The organism is Flavobacterium subsaxonicum WB 4.1-42 = DSM 21790 (genome assembly GCF_000422725.1).
GTDB lineage: Bacteria > Bacteroidota > Bacteroidia > Flavobacteriales > Flavobacteriaceae > Flavobacterium > Flavobacterium subsaxonicum.
This window is the reverse complement of record NZ_KE383912.1, coordinates 186,772-207,008: the sequence shown is the minus strand read 5'-3', so window position 1 is coordinate 207,008 and position 20,237 is coordinate 186,772. Positions and strand designations below refer to the sequence as shown.

Annotated in this window: 21 protein-coding genes; 5 read left to right on the top strand and 16 right to left on the bottom strand. The window is 41.0% G+C overall.

Features of this window, described 5'->3' with window-relative positions; all coding sequences use genetic code 11:
• Window positions 1-419 (top strand): T9SS type B sorting domain-containing protein (locus G509_RS0120845; RefSeq protein WP_026993327.1); only part of this gene is annotated, 419 nt, incomplete at its 5' end.
• A 233-nt stretch (window positions 420-652) separates the two neighbouring features.
• Here G509_RS0120845 and G509_RS0120840 read toward each other — a convergent pair.
• A complete protein-coding gene (locus G509_RS0120840; protein WP_026993326.1) occupies window positions 653-1,846 on the bottom strand; it encodes a pyridoxal phosphate-dependent aminotransferase in 1,194 nt (397 codons plus the stop codon).
• Between the two features lie 141 nt (window positions 1,847-1,987).
• The gene (locus G509_RS0120835) at window positions 1,988-2,425 is read right to left on the bottom strand and encodes a DUF1573 domain-containing protein (RefSeq protein WP_026993325.1); all 438 of its coding nucleotides are present in this window, start codon (window positions 2,423-2,425) and stop codon (window positions 1,988-1,990) included.
• Between the two features lie 159 nt (window positions 2,426-2,584).
• Here G509_RS0120835 and G509_RS0120830 point away from each other — a divergent pair, with 159 nt between their 5' ends.
• Window positions 2,585-5,215 (top strand): valine--tRNA ligase, encoded by a 2,631-nt coding sequence (locus tag G509_RS0120830; protein ID WP_026993324.1) that lies wholly within the window; start codon window positions 2,585-2,587, stop codon window positions 5,213-5,215.
• Window positions 5,216-5,288: 73 nt separating this feature from the next.
• On the opposite strand, the gene G509_RS0120825 is transcribed toward G509_RS0120830, so the two are convergent.
• The 8 genes from G509_RS0120825 to rsfS form a co-directional block, all read right to left on the bottom strand.
• Window positions 5,289-6,371, bottom strand: a complete 1,083-nt coding sequence (locus G509_RS0120825; RefSeq protein WP_026993323.1) for a hypothetical protein — start codon at window positions 6,369-6,371, stop codon at window positions 5,289-5,291.
• Window positions 6,372-6,529: 158 nt separating this feature from the next.
• The gene (locus G509_RS0120820; RefSeq protein ID WP_026993322.1) at window positions 6,530-7,306 is read right to left on the bottom strand and encodes a superoxide dismutase; all 777 of its coding nucleotides are present in this window, start codon (window positions 7,304-7,306) and stop codon (window positions 6,530-6,532) included.
• 8 nt (window positions 7,307-7,314) lie between these two features.
• Window positions 7,315-7,578 carry an acyl-CoA-binding protein gene (locus G509_RS0120815; protein WP_026993321.1) on the bottom strand — a complete coding sequence of 88 codons (264 nt, stop codon included), beginning with the start codon at window positions 7,576-7,578 and terminating at the stop codon, window positions 7,315-7,317.
• Window positions 7,578-8,231 carry a phosphatidylserine decarboxylase family protein gene (locus G509_RS0120810; RefSeq protein WP_026993320.1) on the bottom strand — a complete coding sequence of 218 codons (654 nt, stop codon included), beginning with the start codon at window positions 8,229-8,231 and terminating at the stop codon, window positions 7,578-7,580. The genes G509_RS0120815 and G509_RS0120810 overlap by 1 nt, the downstream gene beginning before the upstream one ends.
• A complete protein-coding gene (locus G509_RS0120805; RefSeq protein WP_026993319.1) occupies window positions 8,221-9,042 on the bottom strand; it encodes a phosphatidate cytidylyltransferase in 822 nt (273 codons plus the stop codon). The genes G509_RS0120810 and G509_RS0120805 overlap by 11 nt, the downstream gene beginning before the upstream one ends.
• Before the next feature lies 1 nt (window position 9,043).
• Window positions 9,044-9,643 (bottom strand): lactate utilization protein B/C, encoded by a 600-nt coding sequence (locus G509_RS0120800; RefSeq protein WP_026993318.1) that lies wholly within the window; start codon window positions 9,641-9,643, stop codon window positions 9,044-9,046.
• 104 nt (window positions 9,644-9,747) lie between these two features.
• Window positions 9,748-11,676 carry an ATP-dependent zinc metalloprotease FtsH gene (ftsH, locus tag G509_RS0120795; protein WP_026993317.1) on the bottom strand — a complete coding sequence of 643 codons (1,929 nt, stop codon included), beginning with the start codon at window positions 11,674-11,676 and terminating at the stop codon, window positions 9,748-9,750.
• 18 nt (window positions 11,677-11,694) lie between these two features.
• The gene (gene rsfS / locus G509_RS0120790) at window positions 11,695-12,066 is read right to left on the bottom strand and encodes a ribosome silencing factor (protein ID WP_026993316.1); all 372 of its coding nucleotides are present in this window, start codon (window positions 12,064-12,066) and stop codon (window positions 11,695-11,697) included.
• Window positions 12,067-12,161: 95 nt separating this feature from the next.
• Here rsfS and G509_RS0120785 point away from each other — a divergent pair, with 95 nt between their 5' ends.
• Window positions 12,162-12,890 carry a biotin--[acetyl-CoA-carboxylase] ligase gene (locus G509_RS0120785; protein WP_026993315.1) on the top strand — a complete coding sequence of 243 codons (729 nt, stop codon included), beginning with the start codon at window positions 12,162-12,164 and terminating at the stop codon, window positions 12,888-12,890.
• Between the two features lie 262 nt (window positions 12,891-13,152).
• Here G509_RS0120785 and G509_RS0120780 read toward each other — a convergent pair whose 3' ends face one another.
• The 4 genes from G509_RS0120780 to pyrE form a co-directional block, all read right to left on the bottom strand.
• Window positions 13,153-13,866, bottom strand: a complete 714-nt coding sequence (locus G509_RS0120780) for a DUF4241 domain-containing protein (protein ID WP_026993314.1) — start codon at window positions 13,864-13,866, stop codon at window positions 13,153-13,155.
• 80 nt (window positions 13,867-13,946) lie between these two features.
• Window positions 13,947-14,690: a metallophosphoesterase family protein gene (locus G509_RS0120775; RefSeq protein ID WP_026993313.1), complete on the bottom strand. Its 744-nt coding sequence runs from the start codon at window positions 14,688-14,690 to the stop codon at window positions 13,947-13,949.
• 91 nt (window positions 14,691-14,781) lie between these two features.
• A complete protein-coding gene (locus G509_RS0120770; RefSeq protein ID WP_026993312.1) occupies window positions 14,782-15,174 on the bottom strand; it encodes an SRPBCC family protein in 393 nt (130 codons plus the stop codon).
• Window positions 15,175-15,318: 144 nt separating this feature from the next.
• Window positions 15,319-15,963 carry an orotate phosphoribosyltransferase gene (pyrE, locus tag G509_RS0120765; RefSeq protein ID WP_026993311.1) on the bottom strand — a complete coding sequence of 215 codons (645 nt, stop codon included), beginning with the start codon at window positions 15,961-15,963 and terminating at the stop codon, window positions 15,319-15,321.
• Window positions 15,964-15,970: 7 nt separating this feature from the next.
• Here pyrE and G509_RS0120760 point away from each other — a divergent pair, with 7 nt between their 5' ends.
• The gene (locus G509_RS0120760) at window positions 15,971-16,588 is read left to right on the top strand and encodes an NUDIX hydrolase (RefSeq protein WP_026993310.1); all 618 of its coding nucleotides are present in this window, start codon (window positions 15,971-15,973) and stop codon (window positions 16,586-16,588) included.
• 425 nt (window positions 16,589-17,013) lie between these two features.
• Complete coding sequence (locus tag G509_RS0120755) at window positions 17,014-17,865, top strand: T9SS type A sorting domain-containing protein (RefSeq protein WP_026993309.1); 852 nt, start codon at window positions 17,014-17,016, stop codon at window positions 17,863-17,865.
• A gap of 157 nt (window positions 17,866-18,022) precedes the next feature.
• On the opposite strand, the gene G509_RS0120750 is transcribed toward G509_RS0120755, so the two are convergent.
• Together G509_RS0120750 and G509_RS0120745 are read right to left on the bottom strand one after the other, a co-directional pair.
• Window positions 18,023-18,337: a hypothetical protein gene (locus tag G509_RS0120750; protein WP_026993308.1), complete on the bottom strand. Its 315-nt coding sequence runs from the start codon at window positions 18,335-18,337 to the stop codon at window positions 18,023-18,025.
• A 158-nt stretch (window positions 18,338-18,495) separates the two neighbouring features.
• Window positions 18,496-20,223, bottom strand: coding sequence for a M14 family metallopeptidase (locus G509_RS0120745; RefSeq protein WP_026993307.1), 1,728 nt, complete (start codon window positions 20,221-20,223; stop codon window positions 18,496-18,498).
• Window positions 20,224-20,237 lie beyond the last annotated feature (14 nt).

Sequence of the window (20,237 nt, the reverse complement as noted above, 5' to 3'; positions counted from 1 at the left end):
ACAGCCTTTACCCTGAAGGCCCTTGGCAAAACTCCAATGTATTTACCAACGTACCGATGGGCGAGCAGACGATCTATGTAAGGGATGTTAAGACAGCGAACTCATGTGATATATTTGAGATCCCGGCGGTAAGCATCATCGACTACCCGCACTTCTTTACACCAAACGGCGATGGCTACCACGACACCTGGAACATTGTAGGGCTTAAGAACTACCCGGAGGCGAGGATCTTTATCTTCGACCGTTACGGCAAGCTGCTGAAACAGCTAAGCCCGGAATCGGATGTAACCGAAGGCGACGGATGGGATGGTACCTACAATGGCCAGCCTGTACCATCTGACGACTACTGGTTTACCGTTACCTACCCTGATGGTAATGTAACTAAAGAATTTAAGGCACACTTCTCGTTAAAACGATAAGCAGCCAGATAAATAACAAATACCAAAACCGCCCCATGCAAATGCATGGGGCGGTTTGTTTTTGGTGTATCTAAGAATGTAATAGCCCTGACAGTAGCGGCATCCTGCCGACCGCAGGAAGGCAGATACAGCGGATGGCAGGAATATGGCTTATTAAAATGCGCAAGCGTGGTGCTGTAAAATAAAAAAGCCTCACTTGTAGGTGAGGCTAAATTTTATTGGTGTGCGGTATGCTATAAGTTGTTGTATTGTTTTATAGCTTCTTTTAATATAGCTACAGAACGTACAAGGTCTTCTTGTTTAAGAACGTAGGCAATACGGATTTCGGTTAGGCCTACATTTGGTGTAGAGTAAAATCCTGCGGCAGGTGCAACCATTACGGTTTCGCCGTTATCATCAAAGCTTTCTAAAAGCCATTGTGCAAATTTATCGGCATTATCAATTGGTAATTTGGCAATGCAGTAAAAAGCACCTTTAGGAGTGGCTACTTTTACGCCTTCAATCTTAGTAAGCTCGCTCACTAAAATATCCCTGCGGGCGCGGTACTCTGTTATAACCTCGTCAAAATAACTTTGCGGGGTTTCTAAGGCAGCTTCGCTGGCAATCTGGGCAAAGGTTGGTGGGCTAAGGCGTGCCTGTGCAAACTTCATGGCAGTTGCCATTACCTCTTTATTTTTAGATACTATGCAGCCTATCCTTGCGCCACACATGCTGTAACGTTTAGATACAGAATCTATCATAATAGCGTTTTGCTCTAATCCGGGTACATTCATAACCGAATAGTGCTTATCGCCATCATAAGTAAACTCACGGTATACTTCATCAGCAATAAGAAAAAGGTCGTGCTTTTTAACCAGGTCGGCTAACTGCTGAATTTCTTCCTGTGTGTACAGGTAACCGGTTGGGTTGCCCGGGTTGCATATAAGTATGGCCTTAGTTTTAGGCGTAATAAGCTTTTCGAAATCGGCAATAGGAGGAAGGGCAAAACCTTCGTCTATCGTAGAAATTACCGGTACAACCGTTACGCCAGATGCTACCGAGAAGCCATTGTAATTAGCATAAAAAGGCTCAGGGATAATAATCTCGTCGCCGGCATCCATAGTGCTGCCTAAAGCAAACATTAACGCTTCAGACCCGCCGGTTGTAATAATAATATCGGCCACATCTACATTTACGCCACTTGCTTTGTAAGACGCAGCAAGCTTGGTACGGTAGCTTTCGAAACCGGCCGAATGGCTGTATTCTAATATTTTTACGGTATTGTTTTTAATAGCCTCTAAAGCCACTTCGGGCGTTTTAATATCGGGCTGGCCAATGTTTAGGTGGTATACCTTGTGGCCTTTCCTTTTAGCTATTTCGGAATACGGAACAAGTTTCCTGATAGGAGATTCTGGCATTTGCCTGCCTTTTTGCGATACTTGCGGCATTGTGGTTGACTTTTAATATTATGTGGCGCAAATTTGCGACTTTTTTTAGAGATTTTATAATTTTAACGCAGCCAATTTTTGCGGTTTGCCCCTAAACAAAAAGCCCTGCAATTGCAGGGCCTGTATATCTAAAAAGTATTATTAATTACTTGTTGTAGGTACTGCTTTTTTCTTTTGCAGTATGTTTACCTCTTCTTTTTTTACCACTTCGCCTTTAATTTTTAAGGCTACTGTACCGCCCGGCACGTTTACCGCGTTGCTTTGCACGGTAATGGTTTTACGAATAGGCCCGGGGTTCATGTTGTATTTTACTTCTATCTTGCCGGTTTTGCCGGGTGCAATAGGGTCTTTTGGTTTAGTTGGAACGGTACATCCGCAGGTAGATTTTACATCGGTAATAATAAGAGGTGCATCTCCGGTGTTGGTAAATTCAAATACTCGTAATCCATTATCTGAGTCTTTGCTTACAGTGCCATAATCTATGGTATCGCTCTTAAAGTCTATCTTGGCGCCAGATTGCGCATAAATAGCTGTAGTGCTTAGTGCCATAAATGCAATTAAACCTAAAATTTTTTTCATTGTAAAATTATTTGTTGTTAGTAAAAATACTCTCTTTAAATTAAAGTACAAATAGTAGTGTGTGTTTTTTTTAAATTGTACTTATATGGTTACTTTTGCATACTATTTTACAAAAATTACACCAATTTTTTTGCAAATTTATTTAGAGCAGTAAACGATATGACAATTCCATCGCAATTTGACGCCAAAGCAGTAGAGAACAAGTGGTATCACTACTGGATGAAAAATAATTATTTTCATTCGGAACCAGACCACCGCACCCCATATACCATTGTAATACCACCGCCAAATGTAACAGGGGTGCTGCACATGGGCCACATGCTAAACAACACCATACAAGACGTGCTTATTAGGCGCGCGCGCCTAAAAGGCTTTAACGCCTGCTGGGTACCGGGTACCGACCATGCCAGTATTGCTACCGAAGCCAAAGTGGTTGCCAAGCTTAAAGAAGAAGGCATTAATAAGGCCGACCTGACCCGTGAGGAGTTTTTAAAACATGCGTGGGAGTGGACCGATAAATATGGCGGCGTTATTTTAGACCAGCTTAAAAAACTGGGCGCATCTTGCGATTGGGAGCGTACAAAGTTTACTATGGACCCGGATATGAGCGCATCGGTTATAAAATCGTTTGTAGACCTTTATAACAAAGGCCTTATTTACAGGGGCTACCGTATGGTTAACTGGGACCCGGAAGCTAAGACGACCCTTAGTGATGAGGAAGTTATTTATGAAGAGCGCCAGGGTAAACTGTACCACCTTAAATATAAAATTGAAGGCACTAACGATTTTGTTATTGTTGCCACTACGCGCCCCGAAACTATTTTGGGTGATACTGCTATATGCATTAACCCTAACGATGAGCGTTACACCCACCTGCGTGGTAAAAACGCCATTGTGCCTATTGCCAACCGTGTTATACCTATTATTTTTGATGAGTATGTAGATATGGAATTTGGTACGGGTTGCCTTAAGGTTACACCTGCACACGATGTTAATGATAAGGAACTTGGCGAAAGGCATAACCTTGAAATTATTGATATTTTTAATGAAGATGCTACCCTTAACAGTTTTGGGCTTCAGTACGAAGGTAAAGACCGTTTTGTGGTAAGGGATGAAATTGCCAAAGAGCTTGATGCTATTGGTAACCTTGAAAAAATAGAAAACCACGTTAATAAAGTAGGTACATCTGAAAGGACTAAAGCCGTTATTGAGCCAAGGCTTTCTGACCAGTGGTTCCTTAAAATGGAAGACCTTGCCAAGCCTGCTATTAAAGCGGTGCTGGAAACCGAAGAGGTTAAATTGTACCCTAAGCGTTTTGATAATACGTACCGCCACTGGATGGAAAACATCCGCGACTGGAATATTTCGCGCCAGCTTTGGTGGGGCCAGCAAATACCGGCTTATTTTTATGGCGATGGTAAAGAAGATTTTGTGGTTGCCGAAACCCCTGATGCTGCTTTGGCGCTTGCTAAAGACAGAACGGGTAACCAGAGCCTGACGGTAGCCGACCTGAAACAGGATCCGGATGCGTTAGATACATGGTTCTCGTCGTGGTTATGGCCTATGGCTGTTTTTGGTGGTGTTTTAGAGCCGGAAAATAAAGACTTTAAATATTACTATCCAACCAACGATTTGGTTACAGGTCCGGATATTTTATTTTTCTGGGTAGCGAGGATGATTATTGCCGGATACGAGTATGCAGGCGAAAAGCCGTTTACCAATGTATACCTTACCGGTTTGGTTAGAGATAGCCAGCGCAGGAAAATGAGTAAATCGTTAGGTAACTCGCCCGACCCTTTAGACCTTATTGAGAAGTTTGGTGCCGATGGCGTGCGTGTTGGCTTGTTGCTTAGTGCCTCTGCAGGTAACGATATTATGTTTGACGAAGAGCTGTGCAACCAGGGCAAAGCATTTACCAACAAGATTTGGAATGCTTTTAAACTGATTAACGGGTGGGAGGTAAGCGATATTGCCCAGCCAGATTATGCTAAAAAAGCAATTGCATGGTATGAGGCCCGCCTTAATAAAACATTGGCCGAAATTGAAGATCATTTTGAGAAATACAGGATATCTGATGCGCTTATGGCCATTTATAAACTGGTATGGGATGATTTTTGTTCGTGGTTCCTGGAGATGATCAAACCTGCGTACCAACAGCCGATTGACAGGGCTACCTATACTAAGGCTATCGAAATGCTGGAGGCTAACCTTAAGTTGCTGCATCCGTTTATGCCTTTCCTTACCGAAGAGATCTGGCAGCTTATTGCCGAAAGAACTCCCGAGCAGGCACTTATTATTGCCGAATGGCCGGTTGGCACTACGGTTGACGAGCAATTGCTTGCCGACTTTGATTTTGCTGCCGAAGTTATATCGGGCATCCGTACGATTAGGAAGGATAAGAATATTCCGTTTAAAGATGCTATAGAGCTTAAAGCAATTAACCACGATAATGCATCGGATTATTTTGACAGCGTTATAACCAAGCTGGGTAATCTTTCTACTTTAGACTATGTTACCGATAAAGTTAGCGGCGCTTTAACCTTTAGGGCTAAAGCCAATGAATATTTTGTACCGGTTACCGGCGCAGTAAACGTAGAGGAAGAAATTGCCAAACTGGAAGAAGAACTTAAGTATAACAAGGGCTTCTTAAAGTCGGTTCAGGCTAAGCTAAGCAACGAGAAGTTTGTGGGCAATGCACCAGAGAAAGTTCTTGCTATAGAAAGGCAAAAAGAAGCCGATGCATTGGCTAAAATTGCTACATTAGAGCAAAGCCTTGCAGGTTTAAGATAAGCTGCTATACATAACAAAAAAAGTCTGCAATATTATATTGCAGACTTTTTTTATACCGTAAACTCAGGGTTTACTAATAATACGATAGGGTTCTTTGCTCAATAAACTGGGGCTGTCCGTTAACGGTAACAATCTTTTTTGTCCAGTTATTGTTGGCATCATACTCGTATTTATACATTCTGCCATCTCTAACTTTACCCGCGCCATCCATGGCTTTAGCTGCTATAAGGTTGTTGTTTTTATCGTAAGCATACTGCACTTTATTTACCACCACGCCCGATTTAGAGAACGTCATAGACAGCATGTTGTTATTTTTATCATACGTATAAATTTCTTCAGAACGGCTGTTCTCTCCCGGCTGAACAGTAACCTGAGAAAGCAGGTTATTATTGTCGTCATAACCAAATTTTTCGCTGTATTCCAGCTTGCCATCGGTACCAAAGGTTTCTTCGCTTACAAGCTTATCGTTATCATTATAAGCATACACCGTTCTTGATATAAGCGCTTCGGGTGTGTAGCGGGTTTCTTCTATTTTCCTGTTCTTATCGTCGTATTTATAGCCGCTTCGTACCTTAACGGTTTGTATGCCCACAAACCAGTTTTCGCCCTTTACGTTGCCCTTTTCATCATAATCATACGTAATTATATCAATAGGGTGGTTTTGGCTGTTAAAGGTGGTTTTTTCTACCATGTTATCGCCCCTGAATTTCATTTCTATGCGGTCTACCGGTGCGTTGCTGGCATTGCGGCGGGTAATAGAGGTATTGTTTTTACCCGATGCATCATACAGATATTCGGTAACAATGCCCGGTTTGCCTTCTACATACTGTATGCGCTTAATAATTTTATCTTTACCCTCATGTACAAATTCTTCAGATACGGCAGTTTCCGTCACGTATGTCTTTAGATTGGTAAGATGGCCCTTAGCATCAAACTGAAGGTCGGTATCGCGAAGCATCTGGTTTTCTCTGCCCGATGGGCCTTTAACACCGTTGGCATACAGATACGACTTCTCGGTAACCGCTTTTACATTGCCATTAAGTTTGTAAACAGCCCAATCTGTTTTTGCGCGGTCAATTGCCTCTTCTTCCTTTTTGTCTTTTGCGCACGATGTTAGCAGTAAAAACAATAAGGGTACTCCGTATAAATATTTCATTTGTGTTTGTTGTTATAGATTTCAAAAATGAGTTTTTTTTTTGAAAGAAGCAAGCCGGAGGCAGGATTATTCGGTTTTTGGATAATTTGGTTATTCGGCACTCATATAAAAAACAAAATCCGCCCTAAGGCGGATTTTAGCTATATAACAAGCTACAATTATTTTGCAATTGCGGCTTCGTATTTTTTAGAAACGGTATCCCAGTTAACTACGTTGTAAAAGGCTGTAATATAATCCGGCCTTTTGTTTTGGTAGTTTAGGTAATACGCATGCTCCCAAACATCTAAAGCCAATACCGGCTTGCCCGATACGCTTTGGTTTGGCATTAACGGGTTATCCTGGTTGGCAGTGCTGCCCACAACAAGTTTGCCTGTTTTATCTACCACTAACCAAGCCCAACCCGAACCGAATTGTTTGGTAGCAGCCTCTGTAAACTGCGTTTTAAAAGCCTCAAAACTTCCAAAGTCTTTTTTAATGGCTTCGGCAAGGGCACCCTTAGGCTCGCCACCTGCATTAGGGGCCATAACTTCCCAGAAAAGGCCGTGGTTGTAGTAACCGCCACCGTTGTTGCGTACTGCTTTGTTCTCTAAATCAAGCGTAGCAAGAATTTCTTCGATGGTTTTTTTCTCAAGAGGTGTACCTTTTATGGCTTTGTTAAGCTCATCGGTATATTTTTTATAGTGCTTAGAGTAGTGCAGCTCCATAGTTTTAGCATCTATGTTTGGGGCAAGCGCATCATAAGCATACGGTAATTTTAGCATTTGGAAAGGCCCGGCCTCTGCCTTAACGTCATCCGGGTTGCCCAGTGCAGGCGCAGCCGCCTCTTTTTGAGGTTCTGGGGTTGCAACAACTTCTTCCAGGTTATCTTTGTCTTTGCATGACTGCAATGCAGCAATTACTGCCAGTGCCGAAAAGAAAATTTTTACTTTTTTCATACTATAAATTATTTAATAAGAGAATTTATTGTTTCTACATACAGGGCTTTAGCCTCATCCGGAGATAAGTGCCTTACCTGCATCCATGCGTTAAGTTTAAAGGCTTCCCTTAGGTTATACGCCGGATAGTTGTTTTCATCTGCCGTGCCCGATGTAGCCTGCTTATAATAGGCATAAATGCGCAGCATTACATCCTGCGGCAAAGCATCGGTCATGTTAGAAGCCCTTTCAAACGCTTCCTGAAAAAGGGTATCTATGTTTTTTTCCTGCATTAAGCTTTAGTTGCAATTATTGTTTTACCACCTATAGCTTTTTGGTTTAGCTTTACGTTAACCTCTGTTCCTAAAGGTAAGAATAAATCTACCCTCGAACCAAATTTAATGAAGCCCGCATCGGTGCCCTGAATTACCTGCATGCCTTCCTGAGCATAATTAACAATACGGCGGGCCAGTGCGCCGGCAATTTGCCTGTACAAAATTTCGCCAAAGTAATTGTTTTCTATAACAACAGTAGTACGCTCGTTTTCTTCACTGGCTTTTGGGTGCCACGCCACGAGGTACTTACCTGCATGGTATTTGCTAAATTTTACCAAACCATTTACGGCATAGCGCGTTACGTGCACGTTTATAGGCGACATAAAGATAGATACCTGCAGGCGCTTGTCTTTAAAATATTCGGCCTCGTATACTTCTTCTATAACTACCACTTTACCGTCTACCGGGGCAATAATTATATGGTCTGTAGCGGTTACAGGGCGTTTTGGATTCCTAAAAAACTGCAGTATTAGTATTAAAAATGCCAGTGCAAAAATCTGCACAAATTTTAACAGCCAGAACTCGTGGATAAATTCTTCTGATAATAATACAATTGCTACCGTTACCGCCAGGGCAACAAGGATAATTTTAGCTCCTTCTTTATGAAACATAGTTTAAGATTTGGTAATACAAAAATAAGAAAGGTATTGCAAATAATATGCTATCAAGCCTGTCAAGTATTCCGCCATGGCCCGGCATTATGCTACCGCTGTCTTTTACGCCAGCAGTACGTTTAAGTTTAGATTCTACAAGATCGCCCAATGTGCCAAAAATAACCAGTATTGCGGCAAAAACCATCCATTGCAATGGGGTTAAAAACGTATAGTACAAGCCCAGTACATAGGCACCGGCAACGCTAAATACCATACCACCCACAAAGCCTTCTACCGTTTTTTTAGGCGATATACGCTCAAAAAGCTTGCGCCTGCCCATGGTTTTACCCACAATATAGGCAAAAGTATCGTTGGCCCAAATAATTACAAACATACCTATAATAATGTACGGATTATATTCGGCACCCAATAAAGGTAATTTGATGATAAGTAAAAACGGAATAATTACATAGCCCACCAAGCGTGCCAGCTTGCCGTTTTTATCGCGCGGCAGGGCAGGGCCCTTTTTAAAAAGCTCTATTAACAGGCTTATAGATATAAACAGGGCAGCAGCGTTAAGCAGCAGGTTGGTATAAAAATCGCTTGTACTTTCATGCGACAAAAGGGGGCTGAACAATATAAAACCCACAAGCGCTATAATAAGGGGTACTGTTTTAGTAAGGTTGGCCAGCCTTGAAAATTCTAACGTGGCGATAATTAAGAATACGCCAAATAAAATAGTAAAACTTATTGGAGAAAAGAGGGTTGCAGCTAAAAGCAGTAAAATATAAACGATGCCCGAGAGCGTTCTTGTAATGCTTTCGTTCATGCTAAAGGTCTTCTAAAAGCAACAGGTAGAGGTTTTTTGCCACGCTACCGTAATGAAGAAAGTCTTCTTCTTTAGCTTTTTCAAAATATTTTATGGCCGTAATATTAGTAGGGTAGTCCTTGTCGTATTTCTTTTTGATGTTTCTAAGGCAATCGCCCTTGCTGGCCATAAGCTGGCTGGTTGTGGCATAGATTACCATGTTATCGGGCAGCTCGTTGGGTTTGTTTTGTTTTATCTGGTTCGATGAAAACAAAATAGCCCCTTCGTCGGCCACAAGAAATTCGCAGGTTGCTAAAATAAATTTAGGATTTGCAGGTTTATTGTACAAAAGCCTGTTTTCGTCGAGCAGGGTGTAAAGTTTAGGCTCAAAGCACAGGGCTTCGCACTCAAACCAGTCGTTCTCCTCCAAAACATTTAAAAATTGCTCATGTATCTCGCCCAGGTTATCGCAATAAATAAATTTACCGCCGTTTTTCCTGAAGTTAGTCATAAAAAGTTCATCAACAGGGAGTTCCTGATCAGGTAGATAAGCGTGTGCCTCCTGATTTTTATCTTCGCCCGAAAGCTCGCCAGTACCAAAAATTTTTTTAAAAAGGCTCATACCTGTATATTCCCTATAGTGTTCCTTAATAACCAAAGATAAAAAAATCTTAATTCAATCATACGATTGAATTAAGATTTTTAGTTTTATTTATGAAAAATTGCTTAAGCCTCAGTAATTACCTCATGCCCTGATTTTTCGAACGGACGGTGACCAAAAATCTGCTCAAGGTCGTCTTTAAAAATCACTTCTTTTTCTATCAGAATGTCGGCAAGCTTTAACAACTTGTCTTTATTTTCTTCCAGAATCTGGATAGCGCGTTGGTATTGCTGCTCTATTAGCAACGAAATTTCTTTGTCTATTATCTGAGCCGTATCTTCAGAATACGGTTTGCCGAAGTTGTATTCGCTTTGGCCGGTAGAATCGTAATACGTAACATTACCCAGCTTTTCGTTAAGGCCATAAATGGTTACCATAGCACGAGCCTGTTTGGTTACTTTTTCAAGGTCGCTTAGTGCACCGGTAGATATTTTATCAAAAATTACCCTTTCGGCAGCACGGCCTCCCATGGTAGCACACATTTCGTCCATCATCTGGTCCGGCCTTACAATAAGCCTTTCCTCCGGCAGGTACCATGCAGCGCCAAGGCTTTGCCCACGCGGCACAATAGTAACCTTTACAAGCGGTGCAGCATGCTCCAGCATCCAGCTAACGGTAGCGTGGCCGGCTTCGTGTACGGCAATGGCACGTTTCTCGTCGGTAGATATAATTTTGTTTTTCTTTTCAAGGCCGCCAACTATACGGTCTACAGCATCAAGAAAATCTTGTTTATCTACAGCGGTTTTATTATTACGGGCAGCAATAAGGGCAGCCTCGTTACATACATTGGCAATATCGGCACCGGAAAAGCCCGGTGTTTGCTTGGCAAGAAACTCAGTATCCAGATCTTCCGATTTTTTTATCGGCTTAAGGTGTACCTCAAAAATTTCGCGGCGCTCCCTAATGTCCGGTAGGTCTACATAAATTTGCCTGTCAAAACGGCCAGCACGCATAAGTGCTTTATCCAGTACATCGGCACGGTTGGTAGCAGCAAGCACAATAACGTTAGTATTGGTGCCAAAACCATCCATTTCTGTAAGTAGTTGATTTAGCGTATTTTCGCGCTCATCATTAGATCCTGAGAAGTTATTTTTACCACGGGCACGGCCCACTGCATCAATCTCGTCTATAAATATAATGGCAGGCGATTTTTCTTTAGCCTGCTTAAACAGGTCGCGCACGCGGCTTGCACCAACGCCCACAAACATCTCCACAAAATCAGAACCTGATAGCGAGAAGAAAGGTACTTTAGCTTCGCCGGCAACGGCTTTGGCCAATAGGGTTTTACCTGTTCCAGGAGGGCCTACAAGAAGGGCGCCTTTTGGTATTTTACCACCAATGCTGGTATATTTTTCGGGTGTTCTAAGAAATTCTACAATTTCCTGTATTTCTTCTTTAGCACCTTCAAGGCCGGCAACATCTTTAAATGTTACTTTAATATCGTTTTTTTCGTCGAACAGTTTGGCTTTGCTTTTGCCAATGTTAAATATCTGTCCGCCACCACCGGCCGCACCGCCACCCGCCATACGGCGCATCATGTAGATCCATAAACCTACTAATATGATAATTGGCAGTAACGTAATCAGGATATCGCCCCAAACACTTTCGGGTTCGGCAGAATAATCGGTTATTTTGCCTGCTTTTGCAGCATCGTCAAGCTTTTTTACAAACAGTTCGTTCTTGTCGCCAATAACTACGGTGTAGTGTGGGCCCTTGTTAGGGTTGCCAAACATATCGTTTTTTACCTTATCGTTTTCTTTAAGGGCAAGTGCCGCCGGTTTTAAATAAACCGATGCTGTAGTTTTATTGTAGATTACCTTATTTACCTGGCCTTCGTCTAAAAATTTGTAAAAGTTAGAAAGCGAGGTTGGCTTAGGATCGTTCCATGTAGAGCCGCCCGCTACCCAGTTTATAGCAAGGAATATTACTAAAATACCCCCGTAAATAAGCCATGGGCTTACTTTTAGCTTATTAGGTTTATTATCTTTTGACATTGAATGTTTATTCTTGTTTTAGTAATTGTTTGCTATAGAAGTAATCCTGGCGTCGCCCCACAGGCTCTCTATGTTGTAGTACTCGCGAACGTGCTTTTGGAACACATGCACCACAATGTTTACGTAGTCCATAAGTACCCATTCGCCATTCTCTGTACCTTCAACATGCCACGGCTTGTCTTTTAATTCTTTAGAAACTATTTTTTGGATTGAGTGAACTATAGCGTTCACCTGTGTATTAGAAGTACCGTTGCATATTACAAAGTAATCGCATACGGTGTTATCAATTGCCCTAAGGTCTAAAATGTCTATATCATTTCCTTTTACTTCCTCAATTCCTTTGATGATATTTGCTAACAGATCATCATTGTTTACATTTTTGTTCGCCATCTAAAATTTATATATATTACGCAAAGTTATCATTTTTTGTATTTACTTTTGAACCTAATTTACGATTAAAAAGTCAAAGAGCTGATTATTTATAAATGAATATCATCAAACTCAATGCCATAAACTCTACTAACGACTACCTGAAGCAGCTAACTGCTACCCGGCACGTAGAGCATTTTACCCTTGTGGTGGCAGAAAACCAGACCAGTGGCCGTGGCCAGATGGGTGCCGTTTGGAACGTAGAAGCGGGTAAAAACCTTACGTTTAGTGTGTTGGTTAAAGATTTGCTGTTGGAAATCAACGAGATATTTAACCTTAACGTTGCCGTTGCCGTGAGCATTGCACAGGCACTGGAAACTTTTAATATACCCCAACTTAAAATTAAATGGCCTAACGACATTTTGGCAGGCAATAAAAAGGTTGGCGGGATATTGATTGAGAACAGTATTAAGAACAACGGCGAGATTTACTCTATAATTGGAATTGGCATAAATGTTAACCAGCAAAATTTTGATGGCCTGCCCAAAGCATCGTCTTTAGCAGCTGTTACCGGCCGCGAGTTTGATAAAGAGGCGGTTATGCTGGCTATTGCTGATCATTTAAAGCAAAATATTGGATCGCTGCTGCATAAAGATACCAAAATGTTATGGAATTGTTACCACCAAATGCTCTTTAAAAAAGATGTGCCCATGCCTTTTGATAAAAACGGAGCCCAGTTTATGGGCATAATCCAGGGCGTTACCGGCAACGGCAGCCTGCAGGTACTTTTGGCAGATGACAGTATAGCCGAATACACAATTAAGGAAGTGCAGTTGCTTTATTGATTTTTGAAGTTGCAAAGTTTCAGAGTTTCAGAGTTTCAAAGTTTCAAAGTCGGAGGTCCGAGGTCGAAAGTTTGAAGTCCGAAATTGGAAGTGCGAAATAACGCAATCTCAATGTCCGAAAGTGAAATATTAAGCCTAAATGAAAAGGAAATAAAAGCCGTGCATGGTAGCCGACTTCTATTTCCTTTTTTATTTTTTAGCTGATCACTGTAAACTAAAAACTGTCAACTGATTACTGCGACTGAACACTGAATACTGCGCTCTAAACTTCGTCTTCAAACTCATCTTCGTCTTCGTCGTCGCTGTCAAACTCGTTGATTAAGAAATCGATAACCAGTTCTATGGTATCGCCCTGTTCGCTAAGGCCCCAATAAGCAGGGTAGTAGCCGTCTCCCCATCCGGATGAGAACATTATTACGTTATTATCGCTGTTATCATCTACTTTATGATCGTTCCAGTCGCCTAAGTCTCTGGATAACGCGTTTTTACCCGAATAGTCCATAAATTCTTTAGCAAGTACCTCGTCATAATAATTGGCTTCGGGGTTGCTGTCCTGCAAATCGTCCATACGGGCCACAAACTGCTCGTTGGTTTCCTGGTCTAAAAAGCAGGCAAGGCCGCTCTCTACCGGAAAGCCGTAAAACTCATCTTCGCCTAAGTCGTTCATTTCCTCAGGGGTAAGGTCGTCTGTTAAAGCCAAAATCCATTTTTTAGCATCTTCGGGCCTAAATTTTATCTTGGCATAAGCAATACGGTTGTGCAATTTATCTATCTCAGACATGTAAATGTACACCGGATACTTATCTGGCTCTACCGTGCGCGAAAAAGGCTGCTGCCCTTCAGAAAAGAACGGATCGGACACTATGATCTTGCCCGTAGGCAGATTAAGGTCGCCAATATGGATCTCTACCAGCTCCTGACCGCTCATTTCGCCCTCAAGGTCGTAAGATATTTCAAAATCGTTAAGGTCTTTCATGGTTGTTTGTTTTTATACCTGTTAAAATTACAGAAAACCTTGGTGTAGTACCGACACTTTATAAAATCTTTAACCCAAAGTTAATCTGCCTCGGTAGTAAATGCGCCATTACGGCTAATGCGCAGGTGGGTGCTAACGTTATTATAATCAAGGGTAATAATACGGTAGCCGAAAGAATTGGTGTTAATGTCTATAAAATCGGACTCTTTTTTTATCTGGAATGAGGTAGACGGGGTAATGTACTGCCTAACGTTGCCAATCTCCAAATAATCGGGCATGTGGTAGTGGCCGCAAAATACAAATACATCGTTATACAGCTGGTGCAGAATAGACCGTAGCGCATCGCGGTTTTGCAGCGGGTGAATTTTATCCATAGCCGTATCGATCTTTAAGATGGGATGGTGGATAAAAAGCAGTATTATTTTAGAGGTTTCGATCTCGTTATCCAGCCATGCCAATTGCTCGGCCGATATGGTAGATGATGATGAGTCGAGATAAATATATTTATGATAAGCGTCCTCATAAGTATAATAAAGCTCTGTACTGCTGGCCGAATGTTGCTTATAATGTTTAACGGCTTCGGCATAGCTATCGTGGTTGCCCAGTATGGCTTTAAAATCAGGGCAGGCGGTTTGCAGCCGGTTAAAAAACCACTCGTAAGTTTGTGGCTCAGTGATATCGCCGGCAAAAATAATATCGGTGGCGTTTTGCAGGGCAATATCGGCCAGTACTGCCTCAAGCTGTACGGTACAGTTTATACCTTTATCCTGCGGCGATGCGTCTCCTAAATGGCTATCTGTAATAAAGGCAATAACTTTTTGCATAGTAAGGGTGGGGTTACTATATAAAGTTACACAAAAAAGCCTTTCAGTAACTAACTGAAAGGCTTAAGTGCTAATTTATTATGTGTTTAAACTATAGCTTGTGCATGTTGCCAACAAGGGTTTCTATAAACTTGGTTATAGGGCCCTTGATCATCATGGCCATCATGGCGTTAAATTCGCCTTCAAAGTGCAGCTGTACCTCGGTACTATCGTCGCTAAGCGCATTAATATCGCCTGTAAGGGTAAAAGGCAGCTTATCGCTGGCAGCACCTAAAACCAGTTTGTTTGGAGCCTGGCGGTCTTTTATCTTCAGCTTTATCTCTGGCATGCCTTTAAGGGCAAAAATAAAAGCCTCAGGGCCTGTAACCTCAAACTTGGCAATGTTATCGGGCATAAGCTTCTCAAAGTTCTGTACATCGCTTAGGGCGTCAAATATGTATTGGGCCGGTTTATTAACCGTAACCTTTGGGCTGTCTAAATTCATTTCTTATTTATTTCAGAATGTAGATTTCAGATTATCCTTACTGACTGACATTCTTATTAAAATTGAATACTTTTTATAAATGCTGTATTAAGGCTTACTGGTTGATTGAGTATAGTTCAATCTGAAATCCATTAATCTTAAATACTATTCCTGCCCCCATGTAGACGGGCTGTCTCTCCACTCTTTAAGGGTTTCCTGTTCGGCCTCTGTAATATAGCGTTTTGCCACGGCTTCGTCTAATAGCGTTGCATAGTTGCCCAGGGTGTGCAGGTTAACGTTGGCGTTTTTAAAATTTTCTACGGCTACATCAAACCCATAAGTAAATATGGCTACCATACCTTTAACGTTGGCTCCGGCTGCTTTAAGGGCTTCTACGGCCATAAGGCTGCTGTTGCCGGTGCTAATAAGGTCTTCTACCACAACCACGTTCTGGCCTTTTTGCAAAAAGCCCTCTACCTGGTTTTGGCGTCCGTGCTTTTTAGCTTCGGGGCGCACATATACAAAGGGCAGCCCTAACGATTCGGCTACAAGAATGCCAATGCCAATAGCGCCAGTGGCTACTCCGGCAATAACATCGGGGCGGCCAAACTCTTTTTCTATGTGTTTGGCAAACTCGTCTCTAATGTAGTTTCGAATTGGAGGAAATGATAGTGTTATCCTGTTATCGCAATAAATAGGCGATTTCCATCCGGAAGCCCATGTAAAAGGATTTTTAGGATTTAATTTAATTGCGTTTATTTGTAAAAGCAATTCGGCTGTTTTTTTGGCGGTGTCTGTATTAAAAATCATATTGCAAATGTATAAAGTTTTTGTAAACGATAAACCACTTTTTTTGACAAATAAGGTTGAAAAAGAAACCGATTTCCAATTATTTTTAATGGAGAGCGTAGATATAGATATGCTGCTAACTAAGATGTTTAGCAACAGGATAGAAAAAGCCTGGCTGTACCATCCTGATGAGAAGCTGGCACTTAGAATGCTTAAAGACAAGGTGCCTGTGGCTAAAGCCGGTGGGGGCCTTGTGTATAATAAGCAGGGCGAAGTGCTGTTTATTTTGCGTAACGGTAAGTGGGATTTGCCCAAAGGTGGCATAGAAAAAGGTGAAGAAATTGAAGAAACTGCCCTGCGCGAAGTAGAGGAGGAAACCGGCGTTAGCGGACTTAAAATTACCCAAAAGCTGCAAAAAACTTACCACGTTTTTAAACGCGGCACGCATTATAAGCTTAAAGTTGTGCACTGGTTTGAGATGAAAACCGACTTTAATGGCCCTCTTGTTGGGCAATTAGAGGAGGGAATTGAACGCGTTGCGTGGCTAAAACCCGACGAAATTAAGCTTGCGCTTAAAAATTCGTACGAAAATATAAAGCTTCTTTTTGAGGATAACGCCATAAAAGTAAGTATTTCGGATAACTGATTTTGAACTTTTTGAAAGAAAAGCCGGTTAGTTTGGGCTAACCAGTTAACTTTAGTAATGTATCGAGAGGTTGGCGTATCTTAAACCTAAGCATATTAATTAAGTGCTTAAACTATTATTAAACATAAAACTGCTTTTTTTAGGATGCTGTTATTACCGGTAAAGACAACTTTTATGCTTTTTGAAGCCATGTTTATTATTTTCAAATAATATTTATACTACAAATTAAAAACCTGTATAAAAAGGTAATTTGCTGTATATTAATTATAAACGTTTTTTTTTGAAATATTACAAACAAGGGCTTGGTTAGCTTTGATGTATTTTATGTTAAAAATTTGTTTTTCGATGAAAAAAGATGCGTTTTTTAATTGTATATACAATTATTAGAAATATTTTTGTGAAAACTAATTTATATTTTTATAAAAATGAAAAAAATTACTCTTGCTTTATTTTTAATGGGTTCTGTGTTTGTTAATGCACAAACTCTAACTCAGAACGAATCTCCGGAAGTAGCAGATGGCTCGACTATTGCATGTGTTAGTGACCAAGGTTTTGCAAGTTCTGATAACAACTACTACAGGTTTTATGATCTTTCTGATTATGGTATAACTGCAGATTTCTCAGTTTCGGCTGTAGAATTTGGTATACAGCAGTTAGTAACAGAAACTGCGGGTTCTTACCCTATTACTGTTACCCTATATGCAACTACTGCTACTTTTCCAACAGGTTTTGGTGGTGCTAACTACACGCAATTGGCTCAAGAAACTTTTGATGTTGTAGATCAGGAATTAGCTATTTTTTCAGCTCCTATTTCTGCGGTTGTTCCTGCAGGAAGTGATTTAGTTGTTCAGGTTAGCTATGAAGGCGATGAAGAATTAAGTACTGTTTTATTTTTAGGCTCTAACGAAGAAGGTGAAACTGCTCCTAGCTACCTTTCGTCTATTGGTTGTGAAATTGTAAATCCTGTAACTCTAGCGTCAATAGGTTATCCTGATGTTGCTATGATTATTAATGTAGTTGGCCCAACTGCTGCTGTTAAAGACAACGCTCTAAGCGCTGCATCTGTATACCCTAACCCTACAACAGGTGTACTTAATGTACAAGTTCCTGCTGGTGTTACTGTAAACAATGCTTTTGTTACAGATATTACTGGTAAAGTGATTAACGTTACATTAAACAACAATGTTGTAAATATGTCTGGTTTGGCTAACGGTGTTTACATCCTTACAGTTAACACTGACAAGGGTAACCTAATCAACAAAATTGTAAAACAATAATTTATACAATTTATAAAAAAGGCCTGTTAGCTTAGCTAACAGGCCTTTTTTTATTAGGATTTTCTAACAATCTAATAGATTGTTAAGGTAATAGTACCAGGCCTCATCTAGCCAAACCAAATAAATACTCCTAAGGCACTGCCTGCTAATCCTGCAATTATAAGGTAACGCGCTGTCGTATGGGTATTTTGTAAAATTCTATCCAGGTTAAAGTAAAGGCATATAGTATTCCAAATACAGCAATGATACTCCATTGATTAAGGTTTAAATTGTTTGCAAGTTTTACTTCGTCGCCATTGTTTTTACTTGGGATATTGCTTATCGCTTGCTTTTGCAGCAGTACTGCTAATTGCCCCGACCAAAAAAATGCGATAAATAAAGCTATCCAGTTTTTAAAAGAAAGTGTTGTTTTAGCCCTTATTTTTTTTTGGTTTATCCATAAAATAAGCACGGCAATACATCCTGAAAGCATCGTTTCTAAAGGTTTGTGTACCTATAATTGTAGCAAACACAAAACCAAATACAAGGGCAACAATAAGGCGGGGTTTTAACTGAAAAGATTTAAGGAAATTTTTAACGTGAAGTTATTTTAAGCAATAATAAGCAAATAATAGAATTTCACAACAAATATTATTTCATCAGCCTGTAAACTGTGTATTCCATATGAGATTTCTCATAATAAACAGAGTGCTGATATATCCAGTCGAGTTGCGCTTCGGCACTCTTGTCAAAATCTTTATCCTGTTGCTTTTTTACATCAAATTCAGCCTTAAGTTTAGCATTGTCTTTAAGTAGTTTTGCGGCGGTATCTTCAAACACGTAAGCCGAGAAATACTCTTTTTGCTGCAATATGGCATCAAAAAAGTTCCAGTTAAAGTAAGAATCTGTTGCTTGTGGCTCTAAAGTTTCCAATAAATACTTAACGCCTGGCTGTTGCGTGTCTATAACAAAATCGCCTTTAGTAAACATTACTTTCCGGGTAGTTGTTTTAACAGATGTACTGTTATGAGGGTAGTGCCCCTCGTATGGGCTTTTAGCTGTTTTATAATCTGTTATTCTGTACGACTCTACCTCAAACTCGGTATCTTTTTCAAGCGCCTGTATTTGTATGTTGTTAAGCTTTAAAAGCTCAATAACCGTCCACCACTGTTTAGGTATAATATAAGCTTTAGGGATTGTAACCTCTAAAGCAGGGGTATAATGCTGGTAATACTTTACTACTTTATTAAAAGGCTTTTTACGATCGTAAAACAACCGTTGCTGCCCCGTTACATTACTGGTTATATAACTACCCTCGTAACCTAAAAACGGCAGCAGGGTAACCTGTGTAGAATCTATAGCCCATTGCAGGGTGTATTTGTTGCCCGGCAGGTAATTATCGTTATTGGCGGCACGCAGCTCTTTAATAGTAGTGTAGTTTTTCTCGATAAAATCTAACGATTGCTGTATGTAAGCATACGTAGCCTTAACACGGCTGGTGTAGTCTTTAAGCATGTGGGTTTCGGGCATAGAGCCCGGAACATCAAACATAGCGGCGTAGCCGGTAGAGTAGCGGGGGTAATCCATAAACTGCTCAAAGCCGCCATCGGGTTTCTCATCATGAATGTTTATGTAGGGTGTCGACTCAATGCCTTTAGCCTTAAGCCCGGCAAGAATTTCAGGCATCATATCGTCTTTAAAATACGTGCCCAGGTTGCCGCCTAATTTTTGGTGGTGCGTGGCAATGTAGGTAAAGGTGTACTGATAATCGGCACCGTTGCTAACATGGTTGTCTATAAAAATATCGGGGTTTACCTTATGAAAAATCTCTGCAAAGCTGCGGGCATCTTTAGTATCGTTTTTAACAAAATCGCGGTTAAGGTCGAAATTGCGTGCGTTACCGCGAAAGCCATACGCCTCGGGGCCATTTTGGTTGGCACGGGTGTGCGAGTTGCGGTTAAGCATACCGCCAATGTTATACACCGGTATGTTTACCAGCACCGTATTTTTAGGTGCCACAATTTTGCCCGTAGCCAGGTCGCGGTACAGCATCATGGTAGCATCTATACCATCGGGCTCGCCGGGGTGTATGCCGTTATTAATAAGGAGTACTGCCTTATTTTTATGAATTTCGGCAAAATTAAAATTCTTATCGGGGTTGTAAATTACAATATGCAATGGCTCTCCGCTATCGGTTACACCCATTGGCAGTATTTGTATACTCTCAAAATCGGTATCCAACAGCTTAAAATAGGCTATAACCTCCTGATAGGTGGCCGTTTGGTTGCCATTTCCTTTTTCGTAAGGGGTGGCATATTTATCCTTTTTTTGGGCAAACATAACGGTAGGGAGTAGTAAGAGTAGTAATAATTTCTTCATTCAGAGGGAGAGAG

Excerpts from the sequence above, each read along its gene's own strand:
- ftsH (WP_026993317.1), bottom strand. The coding sequence starts at position 11,676 with ATGTCAAAAGATAATAAACCTAATAAGCTAAAAGTAAGCCCATGGCTT.
- G509_RS0120770 (WP_026993312.1), bottom strand. The coding sequence starts at position 15,174 with ATGAATTTAGACAGCCCAAAGGTTACGGTTAATAAACCGGCCCAATAC.
- rsfS (WP_026993316.1), bottom strand. The coding sequence starts at position 12,066 with ATGGCGAACAAAAATGTAAACAATGATGATCTGTTAGCAAATATCATC.
- G509_RS0120755 (WP_026993309.1), top strand. The coding sequence starts at position 17,014 with ATGAAAAAAATTACTCTTGCTTTATTTTTAATGGGTTCTGTGTTTGTT.
- G509_RS0120810 (WP_026993320.1), bottom strand. The coding sequence starts at position 8,231 with ATGTTTCATAAAGAAGGAGCTAAAATTATCCTTGTTGCCCTGGCGGTA.
- pyrE (WP_026993311.1), bottom strand. The coding sequence starts at position 15,963 with ATGATTTTTAATACAGACACCGCCAAAAAAACAGCCGAATTGCTTTTA.
- G509_RS0120800 (WP_026993318.1), bottom strand. The coding sequence starts at position 9,643 with ATGAGCCTTTTTAAAAAAATTTTTGGTACTGGCGAGCTTTCGGGCGAA.
- G509_RS0120830 (WP_026993324.1), top strand. The coding sequence starts at position 2,585 with ATGACAATTCCATCGCAATTTGACGCCAAAGCAGTAGAGAACAAGTGG.
- G509_RS0120825 (WP_026993323.1), bottom strand. The coding sequence starts at position 6,371 with ATGAAATATTTATACGGAGTACCCTTATTGTTTTTACTGCTAACATCG.
- G509_RS0120760 (WP_026993310.1), top strand. The coding sequence starts at position 15,971 with ATGTATAAAGTTTTTGTAAACGATAAACCACTTTTTTTGACAAATAAG.
- G509_RS0120840 (WP_026993326.1), bottom strand. The coding sequence starts at position 1,846 with ATGCCGCAAGTATCGCAAAAAGGCAGGCAAATGCCAGAATCTCCTATC.
- G509_RS0120785 (WP_026993315.1), top strand. The coding sequence starts at position 12,162 with ATGAATATCATCAAACTCAATGCCATAAACTCTACTAACGACTACCTG.
- G509_RS0120815 (WP_026993321.1), bottom strand. The coding sequence starts at position 7,578 with ATGCAGGAAAAAAACATAGATACCCTTTTTCAGGAAGCGTTTGAAAGG.
- G509_RS0120805 (WP_026993319.1), bottom strand. The coding sequence starts at position 9,042 with ATGAACGAAAGCATTACAAGAACGCTCTCGGGCATCGTTTATATTTTA.
- G509_RS0120820 (WP_026993322.1), bottom strand. The coding sequence starts at position 7,306 with ATGAAAAAAGTAAAAATTTTCTTTTCGGCACTGGCAGTAATTGCTGCA.
- G509_RS0120745 (WP_026993307.1), bottom strand. The coding sequence starts at position 20,223 with ATGAAGAAATTATTACTACTCTTACTACTCCCTACCGTTATGTTTGCC.
- G509_RS0120775 (WP_026993313.1), bottom strand. The coding sequence starts at position 14,690 with ATGCAAAAAGTTATTGCCTTTATTACAGATAGCCATTTAGGAGACGCA.
- G509_RS0120780 (WP_026993314.1), bottom strand. The coding sequence starts at position 13,866 with ATGAAAGACCTTAACGATTTTGAAATATCTTACGACCTTGAGGGCGAA.
- G509_RS0120835 (WP_026993325.1), bottom strand. The coding sequence starts at position 2,425 with ATGAAAAAAATTTTAGGTTTAATTGCATTTATGGCACTAAGCACTACA.
- G509_RS0120750 (WP_026993308.1), bottom strand. The coding sequence starts at position 18,337 with ATGCTTTCAGGATGTATTGCCGTGCTTATTTTATGGATAAACCAAAAA.